At 72.3% G+C, this 12,278-nt stretch carries 13 protein-coding genes and 1 pseudogene; 6 read left to right on the plus strand and 8 right to left on the minus strand.

The annotated features are described in order from the left end of the window. From ABZ297_RS43865 to ABZ297_RS43880, 4 genes are all read right to left on the minus strand, one after another. On the minus strand, positions 1-475 hold a 475-nt coding region (locus ABZ297_RS43865; RefSeq protein WP_355359530.1), incomplete at its 3' end, for a cytochrome d ubiquinol oxidase subunit II. A gap of 9 nt (positions 476-484) precedes the next feature. Then, positions 485-1,738 (minus strand): cytochrome ubiquinol oxidase subunit I, encoded by a 1,254-nt coding sequence (locus ABZ297_RS43870; RefSeq protein ID WP_355359533.1) that lies wholly within the window; start codon positions 1,736-1,738, stop codon positions 485-487. Positions 1,739-1,869: 131 nt separating this feature from the next. Continuing rightward, on the minus strand, positions 1,870-2,538 hold the full coding sequence (locus tag ABZ297_RS43875) for a response regulator transcription factor (protein WP_355359536.1): 669 nt from the start codon (positions 2,536-2,538) through the stop codon (positions 1,870-1,872). A 58-nt stretch (positions 2,539-2,596) separates the two neighbouring features. Continuing rightward, positions 2,597-3,724, minus strand: a complete 1,128-nt coding sequence (locus tag ABZ297_RS43880; protein ID WP_355359539.1) for a sensor histidine kinase — start codon at positions 3,722-3,724, stop codon at positions 2,597-2,599. A 75-nt stretch (positions 3,725-3,799) separates the two neighbouring features. Between ABZ297_RS43880 and ABZ297_RS43885 the strand changes: the two genes are divergently transcribed. Further along, complete coding sequence (locus ABZ297_RS43885) at positions 3,800-4,015, plus strand: hypothetical protein (protein ID WP_350807969.1); 216 nt, start codon at positions 3,800-3,802, stop codon at positions 4,013-4,015. Between the two features lie 31 nt (positions 4,016-4,046). Here the strand turns inward: ABZ297_RS43885 and ABZ297_RS43890 are convergent, their stop codons facing one another. Further along, positions 4,047-5,072 carry an acyl-CoA desaturase gene (locus ABZ297_RS43890; RefSeq protein WP_355359542.1) on the minus strand — a complete coding sequence of 342 codons (1,026 nt, stop codon included), beginning with the start codon at positions 5,070-5,072 and terminating at the stop codon, positions 4,047-4,049. Positions 5,073-5,190: 118 nt separating this feature from the next. On the opposite strand from ABZ297_RS43890, the gene ABZ297_RS43895 reads away from it, so the two are divergent. Continuing rightward, a complete protein-coding gene (locus ABZ297_RS43895; protein ID WP_355359545.1) occupies positions 5,191-6,513 on the plus strand; it encodes an FAD-dependent monooxygenase in 1,323 nt (440 codons plus the stop codon). Here the strand turns inward: ABZ297_RS43895 and ABZ297_RS43900 are convergent. Then, positions 6,435-7,001 carry a hypothetical protein gene (locus ABZ297_RS43900; protein ID WP_355359560.1) on the minus strand — a complete coding sequence of 189 codons (567 nt, stop codon included), beginning with the start codon at positions 6,999-7,001 and terminating at the stop codon, positions 6,435-6,437. The genes ABZ297_RS43895 and ABZ297_RS43900 overlap by 79 nt on opposite strands. Before the next feature lie 269 nt (positions 7,002-7,270). Between ABZ297_RS43900 and ABZ297_RS43905 the strand changes: the two genes are divergently transcribed. Next, positions 7,271-7,594, plus strand: a complete 324-nt coding sequence (locus ABZ297_RS43905; protein ID WP_355359563.1) for a hypothetical protein — start codon at positions 7,271-7,273, stop codon at positions 7,592-7,594. Between the two features lie 239 nt (positions 7,595-7,833). Here the strand turns inward: ABZ297_RS43905 and ABZ297_RS43910 are convergent. Both ABZ297_RS43910 and ABZ297_RS43915 read right to left on the minus strand, forming a co-directional pair. Then, positions 7,834-8,850, minus strand: a pseudogene (locus ABZ297_RS43910) (AfsR/SARP family transcriptional regulator); the annotation flags it as partial. Positions 8,851-8,894: 44 nt separating this feature from the next. Then, positions 8,895-10,211, minus strand: coding sequence for an NAD(P)/FAD-dependent oxidoreductase (locus ABZ297_RS43915; RefSeq protein WP_355359548.1), 1,317 nt, complete (start codon positions 10,209-10,211; stop codon positions 8,895-8,897). A gap of 64 nt (positions 10,212-10,275) precedes the next feature. Here ABZ297_RS43915 and ABZ297_RS43920 point away from each other — a divergent pair, with 64 nt between their 5' ends. The 3 genes from ABZ297_RS43920 to ABZ297_RS43930 all read left to right on the plus strand — a co-directional run. Next, positions 10,276-10,869 (plus strand): TetR family transcriptional regulator, encoded by a 594-nt coding sequence (locus ABZ297_RS43920; RefSeq protein ID WP_355359551.1) that lies wholly within the window; start codon positions 10,276-10,278, stop codon positions 10,867-10,869. Positions 10,870-10,928: 59 nt separating this feature from the next. Beyond that, the gene (locus tag ABZ297_RS43925) at positions 10,929-11,894 is read left to right on the plus strand and encodes an NAD-dependent epimerase/dehydratase family protein (RefSeq protein WP_355359554.1); all 966 of its coding nucleotides are present in this window, start codon (positions 10,929-10,931) and stop codon (positions 11,892-11,894) included. Then, a partial coding sequence (locus ABZ297_RS43930; RefSeq protein WP_355359557.1) for a glycosyltransferase family 2 protein occupies positions 11,891-12,278 on the plus strand: 388 nt, incomplete at its 3' end. The genes ABZ297_RS43925 and ABZ297_RS43930, both read left to right, overlap by 4 nt.

Below are 12,278 nucleotides of genomic sequence, written 5' to 3' on the forward strand. Positions count from 1 at the left end.
AGGCCAGCCCGTGCGCGGCGAACAGCGTGGCCACCGCCAGCGCGGCCAGCAGCGACATCGGCCCGTCGATGCCGACCAGGACGTCGCTGAGCAGCGACCCCCAGCTCAACGCCAGCCCCCAGCTCCCGGCGACCACGGCGCCGTCGCAACAGCGCTGCCAGGCGGCCGCGGGCACCCGCCCGCGCAGCCACAGCCCCATGTCGCGGACGACCCACGCCACGAGCAGCGCCACGATCACCGAGTAGTTCCCGCTCAGCAGCTCGCTCTCCAGCTCGGGGAAGAGCCCGGCGAGCACGCCCGCCGTCGCCACCAGCCACACCTCGTTGCCGAGGAAGAACGGCGCGATCGCGGCGATCACCTCGCGCCGCTCGCCGGGCGAGCGCCCCAGGTACGGCAGCAGCATGCCGACGCCGAGGTCGGCCCCGGCCAGCACGAGGTAGCCGAGCGCGAAGAAGGCCAGGATGAAGATCTCCATGTCGGCTCCTCAGAAGGTCAGGGCGGGGGCGGTCTCGGCCTGGCGCTCGCCGCCGCCCAGGGCGACGGCCTCCGGCCCGCGCCGGGCCGTACGGGCCAGCAGCCAGTAGTTGATCAGGATCAGCACTGCGAACACCGTCACGAACGCGGTCAGCGAGAAGGTGATCTGCGCGTGCGTCACCGGCGACATCGCCTCGGACGTCTTCAGCAGCCCGTACACCGCCCACGGCTGGCGTCCCAGCTCGCGGAAGACCCACCCGGCGAGCATGGTCACGAACGGGACGGGGATCAGCGCGACCAGCAGCCAGTGCCACGGCCGGAAGCTGCGCACGGCCGGGCGGATCAGCATCAGCACGAAGCTCAGCCCGCCGCAGAAGAACAGCAGCGCGAACAGGATCATCATGGTGAGGGCCGCGCCCTGTACCCAGCCCACCGGCGGCAGGTAGTCGCCGGGCCCGTGCTCGGCCACCATCCGCGCCTGAGCCTCGGCCAGTTGCCGGGCGTCGCCCGACCACGCGGCCGCCTTGGTCGGTTGCAGGGTCTCGAAGCCGAACCCGCCGAACGTCGCGGTGAACAGGGTCGCGGGCAGCGCCACACCGACCCCGATCCGCAGCGACTTGCGGAAGAACTCCTGCTCGGCGGTGCGCTTGGCCAGGTGGTAGGCGCTCACCCCGGCCATGAAGAAGCCGCCCGTGACCATCGCCCCGCCGATGACGTGCCCGAAGGCCACCAGGGCGGCCGGGTTGGCCACCAACGCGCCGAAGTCGGCCAGTTCGAGCGCGCCGTTCACGAGCCGGTGGCCGACCGGGTTCTGCAGGAAGCCGTTGGAGACGAGGATCCAGAACGCCGAGGCGTAGGCCGTGAGGGTGACGACCCAGATCAGCCCCAGGTGCGCCCAGCGGTTCAGCCGGTTCCAGCCGAAGATCCACAGCCCGAGGAACGTCGACTCGACGAAGAACGCCACCAGCGTCTCGATCGCCAGCGACGCCCCGAACACGTTGCCGGCGAACTCCGTCAGCCCGCTCCACGACAGTCCGAGCTGGAACTCCATCACCAGCCCGGTGACGATGCCCATCGCGTAGTTGATGATGTAAAGCTGGCCCCAGAACCGGGTCATCCGCTCGTGGACGGGGCTGCGCGTGAGCGTCGCCCAGGTCTGGACGACCGCGACGAGCGTCGCCAGCCCGAGAGTCAGGGCCACGAAGAGGAAGTGCGCGCCCGCGGTGAGCGCGAACTGCAGGCGGGCGAGGTCGACGGTGTCCATGCCGAGAAGCATGCGGTAACGGCCCACTCCGGCGCGTCATGCTCCAGCATGCACGTGCCGTACATCCCGTGGACGGATCCGCCGCCGACCGTACTACCCAGGGAGTAAAGAGCCCGGGGTGCTGGTGGCCCTCAGGGGGTGAGCCAGCCCGGGGTGATCATGCCGGCCTCGTAGGCGAGCACCACGAGCTGCGCCCTGTCACGCGTGCCCAGCTTGGTCATGATGCGGCTGACGTGCGTCTTCGCGGTGGCCGGGCTGAGCACCAGGCGGGCGGCGATCTCGTCGTTCGACAGGCCGGCCGCGACCAGCGTCATGACCTCGCGCTCGCGGTCGGTCAGCGCGTTCAGCTCGGGGCCCGGCTCCGGACGCTTCACCCGGCCGGCGAACTCGGCGATCAGCCGCCTGGTGATCGAGGGCGCGATCAGCGCGTCGCCCCTGGCCACCACCCTGACGGCGTGGATCAGCTCGGCGGGCTCGGTGTCCTTGACGAGGAAGCCGCTCGCGCCCGACCTGAGCGCGCCGTAGACGTAGTCGTCGAGGTCGAACGTGGTCAGGATGATCACTCGGACCCCGTCCAGGCGGGGGTCGGTGACGATCTGGCGGGTCGCCTCCAGGCCGTCCGTGCCGGGCATCCGGATGTCCATGAGGACCACGTCGGGGCGGAGGTCACGGGTCCGCACCACCGCCTCGTCGCCGTTGGCGGCCTCGGCGACCACCTCGATGTCGTCCTCGTCGCTCAGGATCGAACGGAACCCGGCCCGCACGAGGGTCTGGTCGTCGGCGAGGAGTGTGCGGATCATCGTGCTCCGATCGGACGTGCTGCGGTCAGGGGGCGGGGGCGGGGGCGGGAGGTGCGGGTCATGGCGTTGCGGTCAGAGGGAGGTCGGCCACGACCTGGAAGCCGCCCTCCGGTCGGGGGCCCGCCTGGAGGGTGCCGCCGAGCGCGATGGCGCGTTCGCGCATGCCCTGCAGCCCGAACCCGCTGCCCTCGGTGTACGAGGCTCCCGGACCATCATCCTCCACGCGGATCACGAGCTGTCCGGGCTTGCGGTCGATCGTCAGCGTGGCATGCGAGGTGCCGGAGTGCCGTGACACGTTCGTCAGCGCCTCGCGGATGATCCTGGTCGCGGCCAGGTCCACCTCGGTGGGGACCTGGTCGAGCGAGCCCGACAGCTCGGTCCGCACGGTCAGGCCGGTCGTGGCGACCAGCGCGTCGACCTGGGCCAGCCGGTCGGCGGGCGCGGTGGGCGCGTCCTCGTCGACCTGGCGCAGCATGCCCAGCGTGGTGCGCAGCTCGCGCAGCGTCTCCTTGCTGGTGTCCTTGATCGTCCTGAGCGCCGCCTCGGCGTCCTCGGGCCGCTTCTTCAGGCCGTGCAGCGCCGCCGCGGCCTGCACGTTGATCATGGAGATGTTGTGCCCGAGGACGTCGTGCAGCTCCCTGGCGATGCGCAGCCGCTCCTCGCTCTCGCGCCGCCTGGCCTCCTCCTCCTTGGAGTGCTCGGCGTCGAGCGCGCGCTGCTGGGCCTCCTGGAGGTAGGCGCGGCGGTTGCGGGTGACGCCGCCGAACGCGATGGCGGCCACCACCCAGCCCGTGATCATCATGAACAGCGTGTTGTCGACGTGCCTGACCTCGGTCGTCTCGCCCCACCCCATGCCCATCACCGAGACCGCGCCCGTGACGCTGGCGGCGATGAGATGCCCCTGGTCGGCCGCGGTGTAGAGGGCGACGAGCGGGAGCACGATCATCGGCCCGTCCAGGTGCGCGTAGGGGTAGTAGAACGCGACGGTCACCGACACGACGATGAGCACCGCCACCGGGTACCTCAGTCGCGCCATCAGCGCCGCGCAACCGACCAGCGGCAGCACCACGTCCGGGATGCCCGGCTGCGTGCCGGGCGTGACCAGCAGCCACATCGCGAGCGTGCCGCCCAGGGTCAGGGCGGCCGCCGCGAGCGACACCAACGTCGTGGCCTGCAACCTACGCATGGCCCCCATTGTGGACGCCAGAGCGCCACGCCCGGAATCGAGTGCGGACGCGGCCTTTGCGGGTAAAGAAAGGAGATGAGTGTTGAGGATGAGCTCCAGCAGGTCGAAGCCGACCTGGTGCGGCTGAAGGCCGAGAACAAGGAGCTCCGTGACCAGATCGGCGACATGGGGGCGACCGACCAGACCGAGATCGGCGCCCTGATCGGTATGGCCGACGAGCAGCAGGGGCTGATCGCCGAGCTGGAACGCCGCCGCGACGACCTGCGACGGCGTGCCGGCCTGGAGGGATGAGGGGGCGGGGTCGCGCCCACCCCCGAGCCGGTCAGCGCAGCTGCGCGCCGACCTCGTGCAGGTGCCGCAGCGCCTGCCCGTACGAGCTGAGCAGCCCGGTCTCCAGATAGCTGACGCCCAGGTCCGCGCAGTACTGCCGGACGATCGGCTGCGCCCGGCGCAGGTTCGGCGCGGGCATGTTGGGGAACAGGTGGTGCTCGATCTGGTAGTTGAGCTGGCCGAGCGCGACGTCCATGAACAGGTTGCCTCTGACGTTGCGCGACGTCAGCACCTGCTTGCGTAGGAAGTCGAGCTTGTGGTCCTTGGTGAGGATCGGCATGCCCTTGTGGTTGGGCGCGAACGTGCTGCCGAGATAGACGCCGAACAGCCCCTGGTGCACCAGGAGGAACACCAGGGCCTTGCCGAGCGGCAGCGTGGCGAAGATCACCCCGAAGTAGGCCGCGAAGTGGGCCGCCAGCAGCGCCGCCTCCAGGCCGCGGCGCCTGGCCGACGGCTTCAGCAGCGCCTTGACGCTGGCGACGTGCAGGTGCCACCCCTCCAGGGTCAGCAGCGGGAAGAACAGGATCCCCTGCCATCTGGCGACGAACCTGGGCAACCCCTGACTTTTGGCGACCTGCTCGTCCGACCAGACGATCACGGCCGGTGACACGTCCGGATCATGGTCCTCGTGGTTGGGGTTGGCGTGGTGGCGGTTGTGCTTGGTGTTCCACCACCCCCAGCCGAGGCCGATGCCGAGGTTGCCGATGAGCAGCCCGGCGACGTCGCTCGGCCGGCGCGTCCTGAAGACCTGCCGGTGGCCCAGGTCGTGCGCGACGAACCCGAATTGCGCGAAGACCACCGCGAGCAGCGCGGCGACCAGGAGCTGCCACCACGAGTCGCCGAGCCACCAGAACAGCGCCCAGCCGCCGAGGTAGGCCGTGACGGCGAGGCTCAGTCGCACCGCGTAATACACAGGACGCCGGTTCAGGAGACCGGCGTCGGCAATCTTGTGAGCTAGTCGGGCGAAGTCGCTGCCCTTGGTATCGAGCGTGCCTGGCTCGGCCACGTGTCTCCTCATGTCGCGGTGGAACCTGCCCCCACCCTGGCGCATTCTCCAGCCGGACGGAAGCTTGCCATCGCGGCCGGTCGGCAGCGGTGACAGAGAACTGGCAGCGGGGCGGCGCATCGTCGGGGCCATGACACACGTACTTATCGTCGGCTCCGGGCCGACGGGACTGACCCTGGCCATCGAGCTGGCCCGCCGTGGCGTGGACCTGCGCATCGTGGAGAGGGCGAACACCCACCCGACCGGCGTGCGCGGCAAGGGCCTGCAACCGCGCACGCTGGAGGTCTTCGACGACCTCGGCGTCATCGGCGAGATCCTCGCCACCGGCGGCGGCTACCCGCCCATCAGGTCCTACCAGGGCGACCAGGTCGTCTGGGAGGGGCGGATGGACGAACCGCGGGAGCCCTCCGACGGCGTCCCGTACCCGAACCTGGTCATGCAGCCGCAGTGGCGCACCGAGCGGATCCTCCGCGACCGGCTGGCCGAGCTGGGCCACCGGGTCGAGCTCGGCGTCGAGGTGACCGGGGTCGAGCAGGACGCCGACGGCGTGACCGCCACACTCGGCAGCGGCGAGACGGTCCGCTGCGCCTACCTGGTCGGCGCCGACGGCGGGCGCAGCTCCGTGCGCAAGCGGCTCGGCGTCGGCTTCGCGGGCGAGACGTACGAGAGTGAGCGGATGCTGCTCGCCGACGTCGAGACCGGCGACCTGGACCGGGAGCACTGGCACGTCTGGGGCGACGCCGCCGCCGGGACGATGCACTTCGGCCTCTGCCCGCTGCCGGGGACGGACGTGTTCCAGCTCGTCGCCCCGTACACGGGGGAGGACGACCTGGCCGCCGTCGTGGCCGCCCGCGCGCCGCATGTCAGGCTGGACGAGATCGTCTGGCGCTCCGAGTACCGGGTCAACATCAGGATGGCCGAGCGGTTCCGCGTCGGCAGGGTGTTCCTCGCCGGTGACGCCGCGCACGTCCACTCACCCGCCGGGGGCCAGGGGCTCAACACCGGGGTCCAGGACGCCTACAACCTCGGCTGGAAGCTCGCCGGCGGATCGGCGGCGCTGATCGACACCTATGAGGACGAGCGGATGGCGGTGGCCGAGCACGTGCTGGGCCTCAGCACCCGGCTGTACCGCGACCGCGAGCACTGGCGGGGCCACGACACCAACCAGCTCGACCTGGCCTACCTCGGCAGCCCGCTGTCGGTCGGCGAGCGCGGCGGCGAACGCCTCGGCGCGCTCTTCGAGGCGCAGCGCGGCACCCACTTCCTGCTGCTCGCCGACACCGGCCGGGAGTACGGCGACGCGATCGTGGTCCATCCGCCGCTCCCCGGCCAGGAGGGCGTCATGCTGGTGCGTCCCGACGGCTACATCGGCTATCACGGGGACGAGAGCGGGCTCAGCGCGTACCTCTCGGGGTTCGGCATCGACGCGCCCCTGGCCAGGGCGTCGCGGTAACGCTCCGCGCCCAGCTCGGCCCGGCACCGCTCGGCCAGCGCCCGCACGAACGGGTCGGCCGAGCCGGTGATCCCGCGCAGCACCCGGGCCGCGCCGATCAGCTCGGCCGCCAGGAGCGGCTCGCGGTGCTCGGCGACGCCTTCCAGGACGGTGGCGCGGGCAGTCCTGTCGGGGCACGTCTCCATGAGTTCCAGCGCCCGGCGCGACGGCTCCACGGGGTCGGCGACACGGGCCAGCTCCACGTTCATGAACGCCCTGAACTGGGCGGGGGCCTGGACGTCCATGGCCAGGGCGCGGTCGAGCAGCCGGGCGGCCTCGTCCGGGCGGCCGGAGCGCCTGGCCAGCTCCGCGCGGGCGTGCAGGACCCGGGCCAGCCCCAGCTGGTCCTCGGCCCGCAGCGCCGTCTCCCAGGCCAGCCCCAGGACGGCGGCGGACCCTGCCAGGTCGGCCGTCCTGGCCCTGAGCTGGCCGAGCCGCACCAGGAACATGATCGGCCCGTTGGGCGACTCCAGACCGGTAAGCTCCCGCGTGACCCGCTCCGACTCCTCCGCCAGCGCGAGCGCGCCAGGGAAGTCGCCCCGGTTCTCGGCGGCGAGCGACAGCCAGTAGAGCGCGAACCCATGGCCCCAGCGGTCGCCGGTCTGCCGGAAGCCGTCCAGGGCGGGGGTGAGCAGCTCCTCGGCCGTGGCGACGCAGGTCGCCGGTGGCGTACTGCCTGATGGTCTCCAGCATCGTGTAGCGGTCGCCGGAGACGGCGATGAGCGACTTGTCGACCAGGGACGCGAGCAGGTCGGGGGCGCCGCCGCAGACCCGGGCGATCGCCTCCGCGCTCGCGCCGCCGGAGAAGACGGTCAGCCCGCGCAGCAGGGTCCGCTCCGGCTCCGAGAGCAGGTTCCAGCTCCAGTCGATGACCGCGCGGAGCGTGCGGTGGCGCGGCTCGGACGTGCGTCCGCCGCGGAAGGCCAGCCGGTCACCGAGCTGCTCCACCAGCATGCCCACGGACATCGTGCGCAGCCTGGCGGCGGCCAGCTCGATCGCGAGCGGGACGCCGTCGAGCTCACGGCAGATCCGCGCCGCCTGAGTGGGGTCCACCCGCAGGTCGGGACGGGCGGCGGCGGCCCTGTCACGGAACAGCTCGACAGCGGGGGCCTCGGGCAGCGGCAGCACCGGGTGCAGCGTCTCGCCGGGGATGTCCAGAGGTTCCCGGCTGGTCGCGACGATCTTCAACCCGGGAACCTCGGCGAGCAGCCACCGCGTCACCCGCGCGGCGTCCTCGACGACGTGCTCGCAGTTGTCCAGGACGATCAGCGGGGACGTACCGCGCAGCGCCCCCACCAGGTCGGCCGCCCACAGCTCGGGGGCCGTGGAGGTCGCCCGCAGCACGCCCTCGACGGCCGTCCGCACCTCGGCCGCCGCGGCCAGCTCCACCAGCCAGATCCTGTCGAACCCGGCGGCCCCTCGCCCGCCTCCGAGGGGTTCCGCCGTCGGCGGCCCTGCCGGGTCGCGCCGCGCGAGGATCGTCGCCAGTTCGATGGCCAGGCGCGTCTTCCCGGCACCGCCCGGGCCGACGAGGGTGACGAGACGTACCTTTTCCAGCAGTCCGCGAAGTCGGGAGACGTCCTGCGAACGTCCCACGAAGCTGGTGACCTGGGCGGGCAGGTTGGTCCTCGGTTCCGGGTCGCGCAGCGCCGCCAGGTGCGCGTCCCTCAGCCGGGCGCCAGGATCGACGCCCAGCTCGTCGGCCAGCGCGGCCCTGATCCGCTCGAACACCTCCAGCGCCTCGCCCCGCCGCCCGCCCGCCACCAGCGCCCGCATCAGCAACGCGTGGAACGGCTCCCGCAGCCGGTGCGCGGCGACCAGCTCCTCCAGCTCCGCCACCATGTCGCCGCCGCGCTCCAGCCCGGCGGCGACGCGCGCCTCCAGCGCCGTCAGCCGCAGCTCCTCCAGCCGCGCGGCCGGGGCCCGTGAGAACGGCAGGTCGGCGGCGTCGGCGAGCGCCGCTCCCCGCCACAGCTCCAGCGCGGCCCCCGCATGTCCGGCGCGTGCGAGCCGCTCGAACGCGATCGCGTCCACCTCACCGGCGGGCACGTCGAGCAGGTACCCGGCCGGATGGGACGCGATCAGGCCCGGCGCCTCCCGCCTCGCCCGCGACACCAGCGACTGCAACGCCGCCATCGGATGCGCGGGCGGCTCGCCCGGCCACAGGTCCTCGATCAGCCGGTCGGCGGTCACCACCCTGCCGGGGTCGAGGGCCAGCCGCACCAGCAGCGCCCGCACCCGCGCGCCGCCGACCGCGGCCCCGGCCACCTGGAGCGGCCCCAGAATCCCGACCCGCATCCACCCTCCACCGATACGCGCGGCTTCCGCCCCATTCTCTACTCCTATGCGAACACCCTCGCCTTCAGCGACGGGAAGTGCTGGACCGTGCGCAGGAACGTTTTGAACCCCAGCCTGGCCACCCTGCCCTCGCCGATGAACTGCTCGGCGGCCTTCAGCGAGTCGCGGACGGCGGCGAAGCCGTACTCGCGCATCCGCGCCTCGTAGCCCGCGATGGCCTCGACCGGGTCCTGCCCGCTGGTCAGCGCCTGGCAGAGCAGCCGGGCGTCGCGCAGCGCGGTGTTGGCGCCGACGCCGCGCATCGGGGTCATGCTGTGGATGGCGTCGCCGAGCAGCGTGATGTTGGTGGCCTGCCACGGGCCGATCGGCACCGAGGTGCGGATCGGCAGCAGCGAGACCGTGTCGGGGTCCGTCAGGTCGACCATCGTGCGGAGGTCGGGGTGCCAGGACTCGATCATGCGGGCCACGGCGGCCTTGAGCTGCGCGCCTGACATTTCCGAAATGTCGGACGGGAAGCGCTCCTTCGCGGCGCCCAGCGCCCACAGCACGTAGCTGGCGGCGTTGTCCATGAGCGCGCCCGCCTGCTCTGTCACCCCGATGCCCGTCGCCGTCCGTGCGCCCGGACGCTCCGTGGCCGGCCCGGGTCCCGCCACCCGCGCCTCCGGGGTTTGCGAGCGCGCGCCGTCGCTCAGGTCGTGCGGCGCGCAGAACATGCCCATGCCGGTGGGCGGGATGATGCTGTTCGGGCCGTCTGACAGCCGGGGCGAGATCAGCTTCCTGGTCTCGTCCGTGAGCGGGAACTTGCCCGCGACGGTGATGATGCCGGTGTCGACGCGCTGGGCGTGCGGCAGGTACTGGGCGCGCACCCGCGAGTTGCCGCCGTCCGCGGCCACCACGATGTCGGCCGTCTCCCTGGAGCCGTCGGCGAAGAACAGCTCCACCCGGCCGTCGGGCAGGCGTTCGTAGCGCTCGTACGTCCTGCCGAACCGCACCACCTCGTCGAGCCCCGAGAGCAGCACCTGCCTGAGCGTGATGCGGCTGACCGAGTGGTGGTCGCCGGTCGGGTCGCTCGCCTCGGCCGCCTCGATCAGGGCGAGCGGGCGAAGCTGCTCGGTCAGGAACCCGAAGTCCTGCCCGCCGTGCCCGGTCGTGTCGAGAAACGCCTGCCACAGGTCGGGAGGCAGGCAGTCGTGCAGCGCGCGGGCTCCGTTGGGGTCGATGTGCACCCGGTAGCCCTGGAGCCGGTCGGTCGGGGTGCGGTCACGCTCGTGGACGGTGACGTGCTTGCCCGCCTTGCGCAGGCCCTGGGCCAGGCAGAGTCCGCCGACTCCGCCGCCGATGATCGCGATGTGCTCAGTCATGCCTCGACTATCATCCATTCGGATGATTCTGTCAACCATCCGGATGGATGATAGACTCCCGGGCATGAGACGAGCGCCAGAGGAGAGGCAGCGCGACCCCGAGCGCACCAAGGCCCGCATCCTGCGGGCGGCGGTCGCCGAGTTCGCGGCCAAGGGCTTCGCGGGGGCGCGGGTCAGCGAGATCGCCGCCGGAGCCGGGGTGAACAAACAGCTCATCTCCTACTACTTCGGCGGGAAGGAGGGGCTCTACCAGGCGCTGTCCGAGCGCTGGCAGCGCGAGGAGAGCGGCTTCGCCGACCCCTCGACTTCACTGGGGGAGCTCGTCGCCGGATACGCGCGGTTCAACGCCACGCAGCCCGACTTCGGCAAGCTGCTGGTCTGGCAGGGCCTGACCGGCGACGTCCCGCTCGCCCCCGCCTTCGTGGCGGACGTCCGTCGCAACCTCGCCGACCTGCGCCGTCGCCAGGAGGAAGGGGAGTTCCCCGCCGACCTCGACCCGGAGGCGTTCCTGGTGGCGGTGTTCGCGATGGCCGCGGCGGGCATCGCCTTCCCCCAGCTCGTCCGCGCGATCTCCGACCGCGACCCGTCCTCGCCGGAGTTCGGCGCCTACTACGCGGACCAGCTCGAACGCCTCGTCAACCACCTCCGCGAGCCGTAGGCCCCGCCGTTCCCTGTTCGTAAGATCCGGGGGGCCGGGGCGGGTGTTGGATCGGCGGCATGCGAGTGTTGCTCACCGGATCATCGGGCTTCATCGGCAGCCACGTCGCGGAGGCGCTGGAGCACGAGGTGCTGCCCGCCGACGTCCTGACGGGCGTGGACGTACGTGACGGCGACACGCTCGACCGGCTGCTGCCCGGCGTGGACGCCGTGGTGCACCAAGCCGCCAAGGTCGGCCTCGGGGTGGACGTGGCGGACCTGCCCGACTACGCGTCCGTCAACGTGCACGGCACGGCGGTCCTGCTCGCCGCGATGGCCAGGCACGGAGTGGGCAGGCTGGTGCTCGCCTCGTCCATGGTGGTGTACGGGGAGGGCGCGTACGACTGCCGGGAGCACGGCCGCGTCCGTCCCGGCCCCAGGCGCGCGCCGGACCTGGCCGCGGGCCGGTTCGACCCCCGCTGCCCGGTCTGCGACGCGGTGCTGACACCTGCGGTCATCGCCGAGGACGCCCCCCTGGACCCACGCAACGCCTACGCCACCACCAAGCTCGCCCAGGAACACCTGGCGGCCAACTGGGCCCGCGAGACCGGCGGCACCGCGGTCGCCCTGCGCTACCACAACGTCTACGGCCCCCGGATGCCGCGCGACACTCCCTACGCCGGGGTCGCCTCGATCTTCCTGTCGGCCCTCCTGGCAGGCCGCCCGCCGCAGGTCTTCGAGGACGGCGGCCAGCGGCGCGACTTCGTCCACGTTCGCGACGTGGCGCGGGCCAACGTCCTGGCCCTGGACGCGGGGACCCCTGGCGCCCTCACCCCGTACAACGTCGCCAGCGGCACCCCGCACACGGTCGGCGACCTGGCCGCCGCCCTCGCCGTCCAGACGGGCGGCCCGCAGCCGGTGACGACCGGCCAGTACCGTCTCGGGGACGTCCGCCACATCGTCGCCTCACCCGCCGCCGCGGCCCGCGACCTGGGTTTCCACGCGCAGATCCGGTTCGCGGACGGCGTCAAGGAGTTCGCCGCATGATCGATGTCGTGCTGCCCTGCCTGGACGAGGCGGCCGCGCTCCCCTGGGTGCTGGGGCGGATGCCGCCCGGTTACCGTCCGATCGTCGTGGACAACGGTTCGACCGACGACTCGGCCCTGATCGCCGCCCGGTACGGCGCGCTGGTCGTGCGGGAGCCCCGGCGGGGGTTCGGCGCCGCCTGCCACGCGGGGCTCCTGGCGGCCACCGCGGACGTGGTCTGCTTCATGGACGCCGACGCGTCCCTGGACCCGCGCCAGCTGCCCCGCGTCGCGGACCCGGTGAACGCGGGGGAGTGTGACCTGGTTCTCGGCCGCCGCGTCGAACCCCGCCGCGCCCACCTGTCCCTGGTGGGCGGGGCGCGCGCCCGGTCGGGTTCGGCCTGGC

It is taken from the genome of Nonomuraea sp. NPDC005983 (genome assembly GCF_040614375.1).
In the GTDB taxonomy this organism is placed as follows: Bacteria; Actinomycetota; Actinomycetes; order Streptosporangiales; family Streptosporangiaceae; genus Nonomuraea.

Bases quoted from the DNA above. Each gene is read 5' to 3' on its own strand.
- ABZ297_RS43870 (WP_355359533.1), bottom strand. From the start codon at position 1,738: ATGGACACCGTCGACCTCGCCCGCCTGCAGTTCGCGCTCACCGCGGGC.
- ABZ297_RS43875 (WP_355359536.1), bottom strand. From the start codon at position 2,538: ATGATCCGCACACTCCTCGCCGACGACCAGACCCTCGTGCGGGCCGGG.
- ABZ297_RS43880 (WP_355359539.1), bottom strand. From the start codon at position 3,724: ATGCGTAGGTTGCAGGCCACGACGTTGGTGTCGCTCGCGGCGGCCGCC.
- ABZ297_RS43885 (WP_350807969.1), top strand. From the start codon at position 3,800: ATGAGTGTTGAGGATGAGCTCCAGCAGGTCGAAGCCGACCTGGTGCGG.
- ABZ297_RS43890 (WP_355359542.1), bottom strand. From the start codon at position 5,072: ATGAGGAGACACGTGGCCGAGCCAGGCACGCTCGATACCAAGGGCAGC.
- ABZ297_RS43895 (WP_355359545.1), top strand. From the start codon at position 5,191: ATGACACACGTACTTATCGTCGGCTCCGGGCCGACGGGACTGACCCTG.
- ABZ297_RS43900 (WP_355359560.1), bottom strand. From the start codon at position 7,001: ATGTTCCTGGTGCGGCTCGGCCAGCTCAGGGCCAGGACGGCCGACCTG.
- ABZ297_RS43905 (WP_355359563.1), top strand. From the start codon at position 7,271: ATGAGCGACTTGTCGACCAGGGACGCGAGCAGGTCGGGGGCGCCGCCG.
- ABZ297_RS43915 (WP_355359548.1), bottom strand. From the start codon at position 10,211: ATGACTGAGCACATCGCGATCATCGGCGGCGGAGTCGGCGGACTCTGC.
- ABZ297_RS43920 (WP_355359551.1), top strand. From the start codon at position 10,276: ATGAGACGAGCGCCAGAGGAGAGGCAGCGCGACCCCGAGCGCACCAAG.
- ABZ297_RS43925 (WP_355359554.1), top strand. From the start codon at position 10,929: ATGCGAGTGTTGCTCACCGGATCATCGGGCTTCATCGGCAGCCACGTC.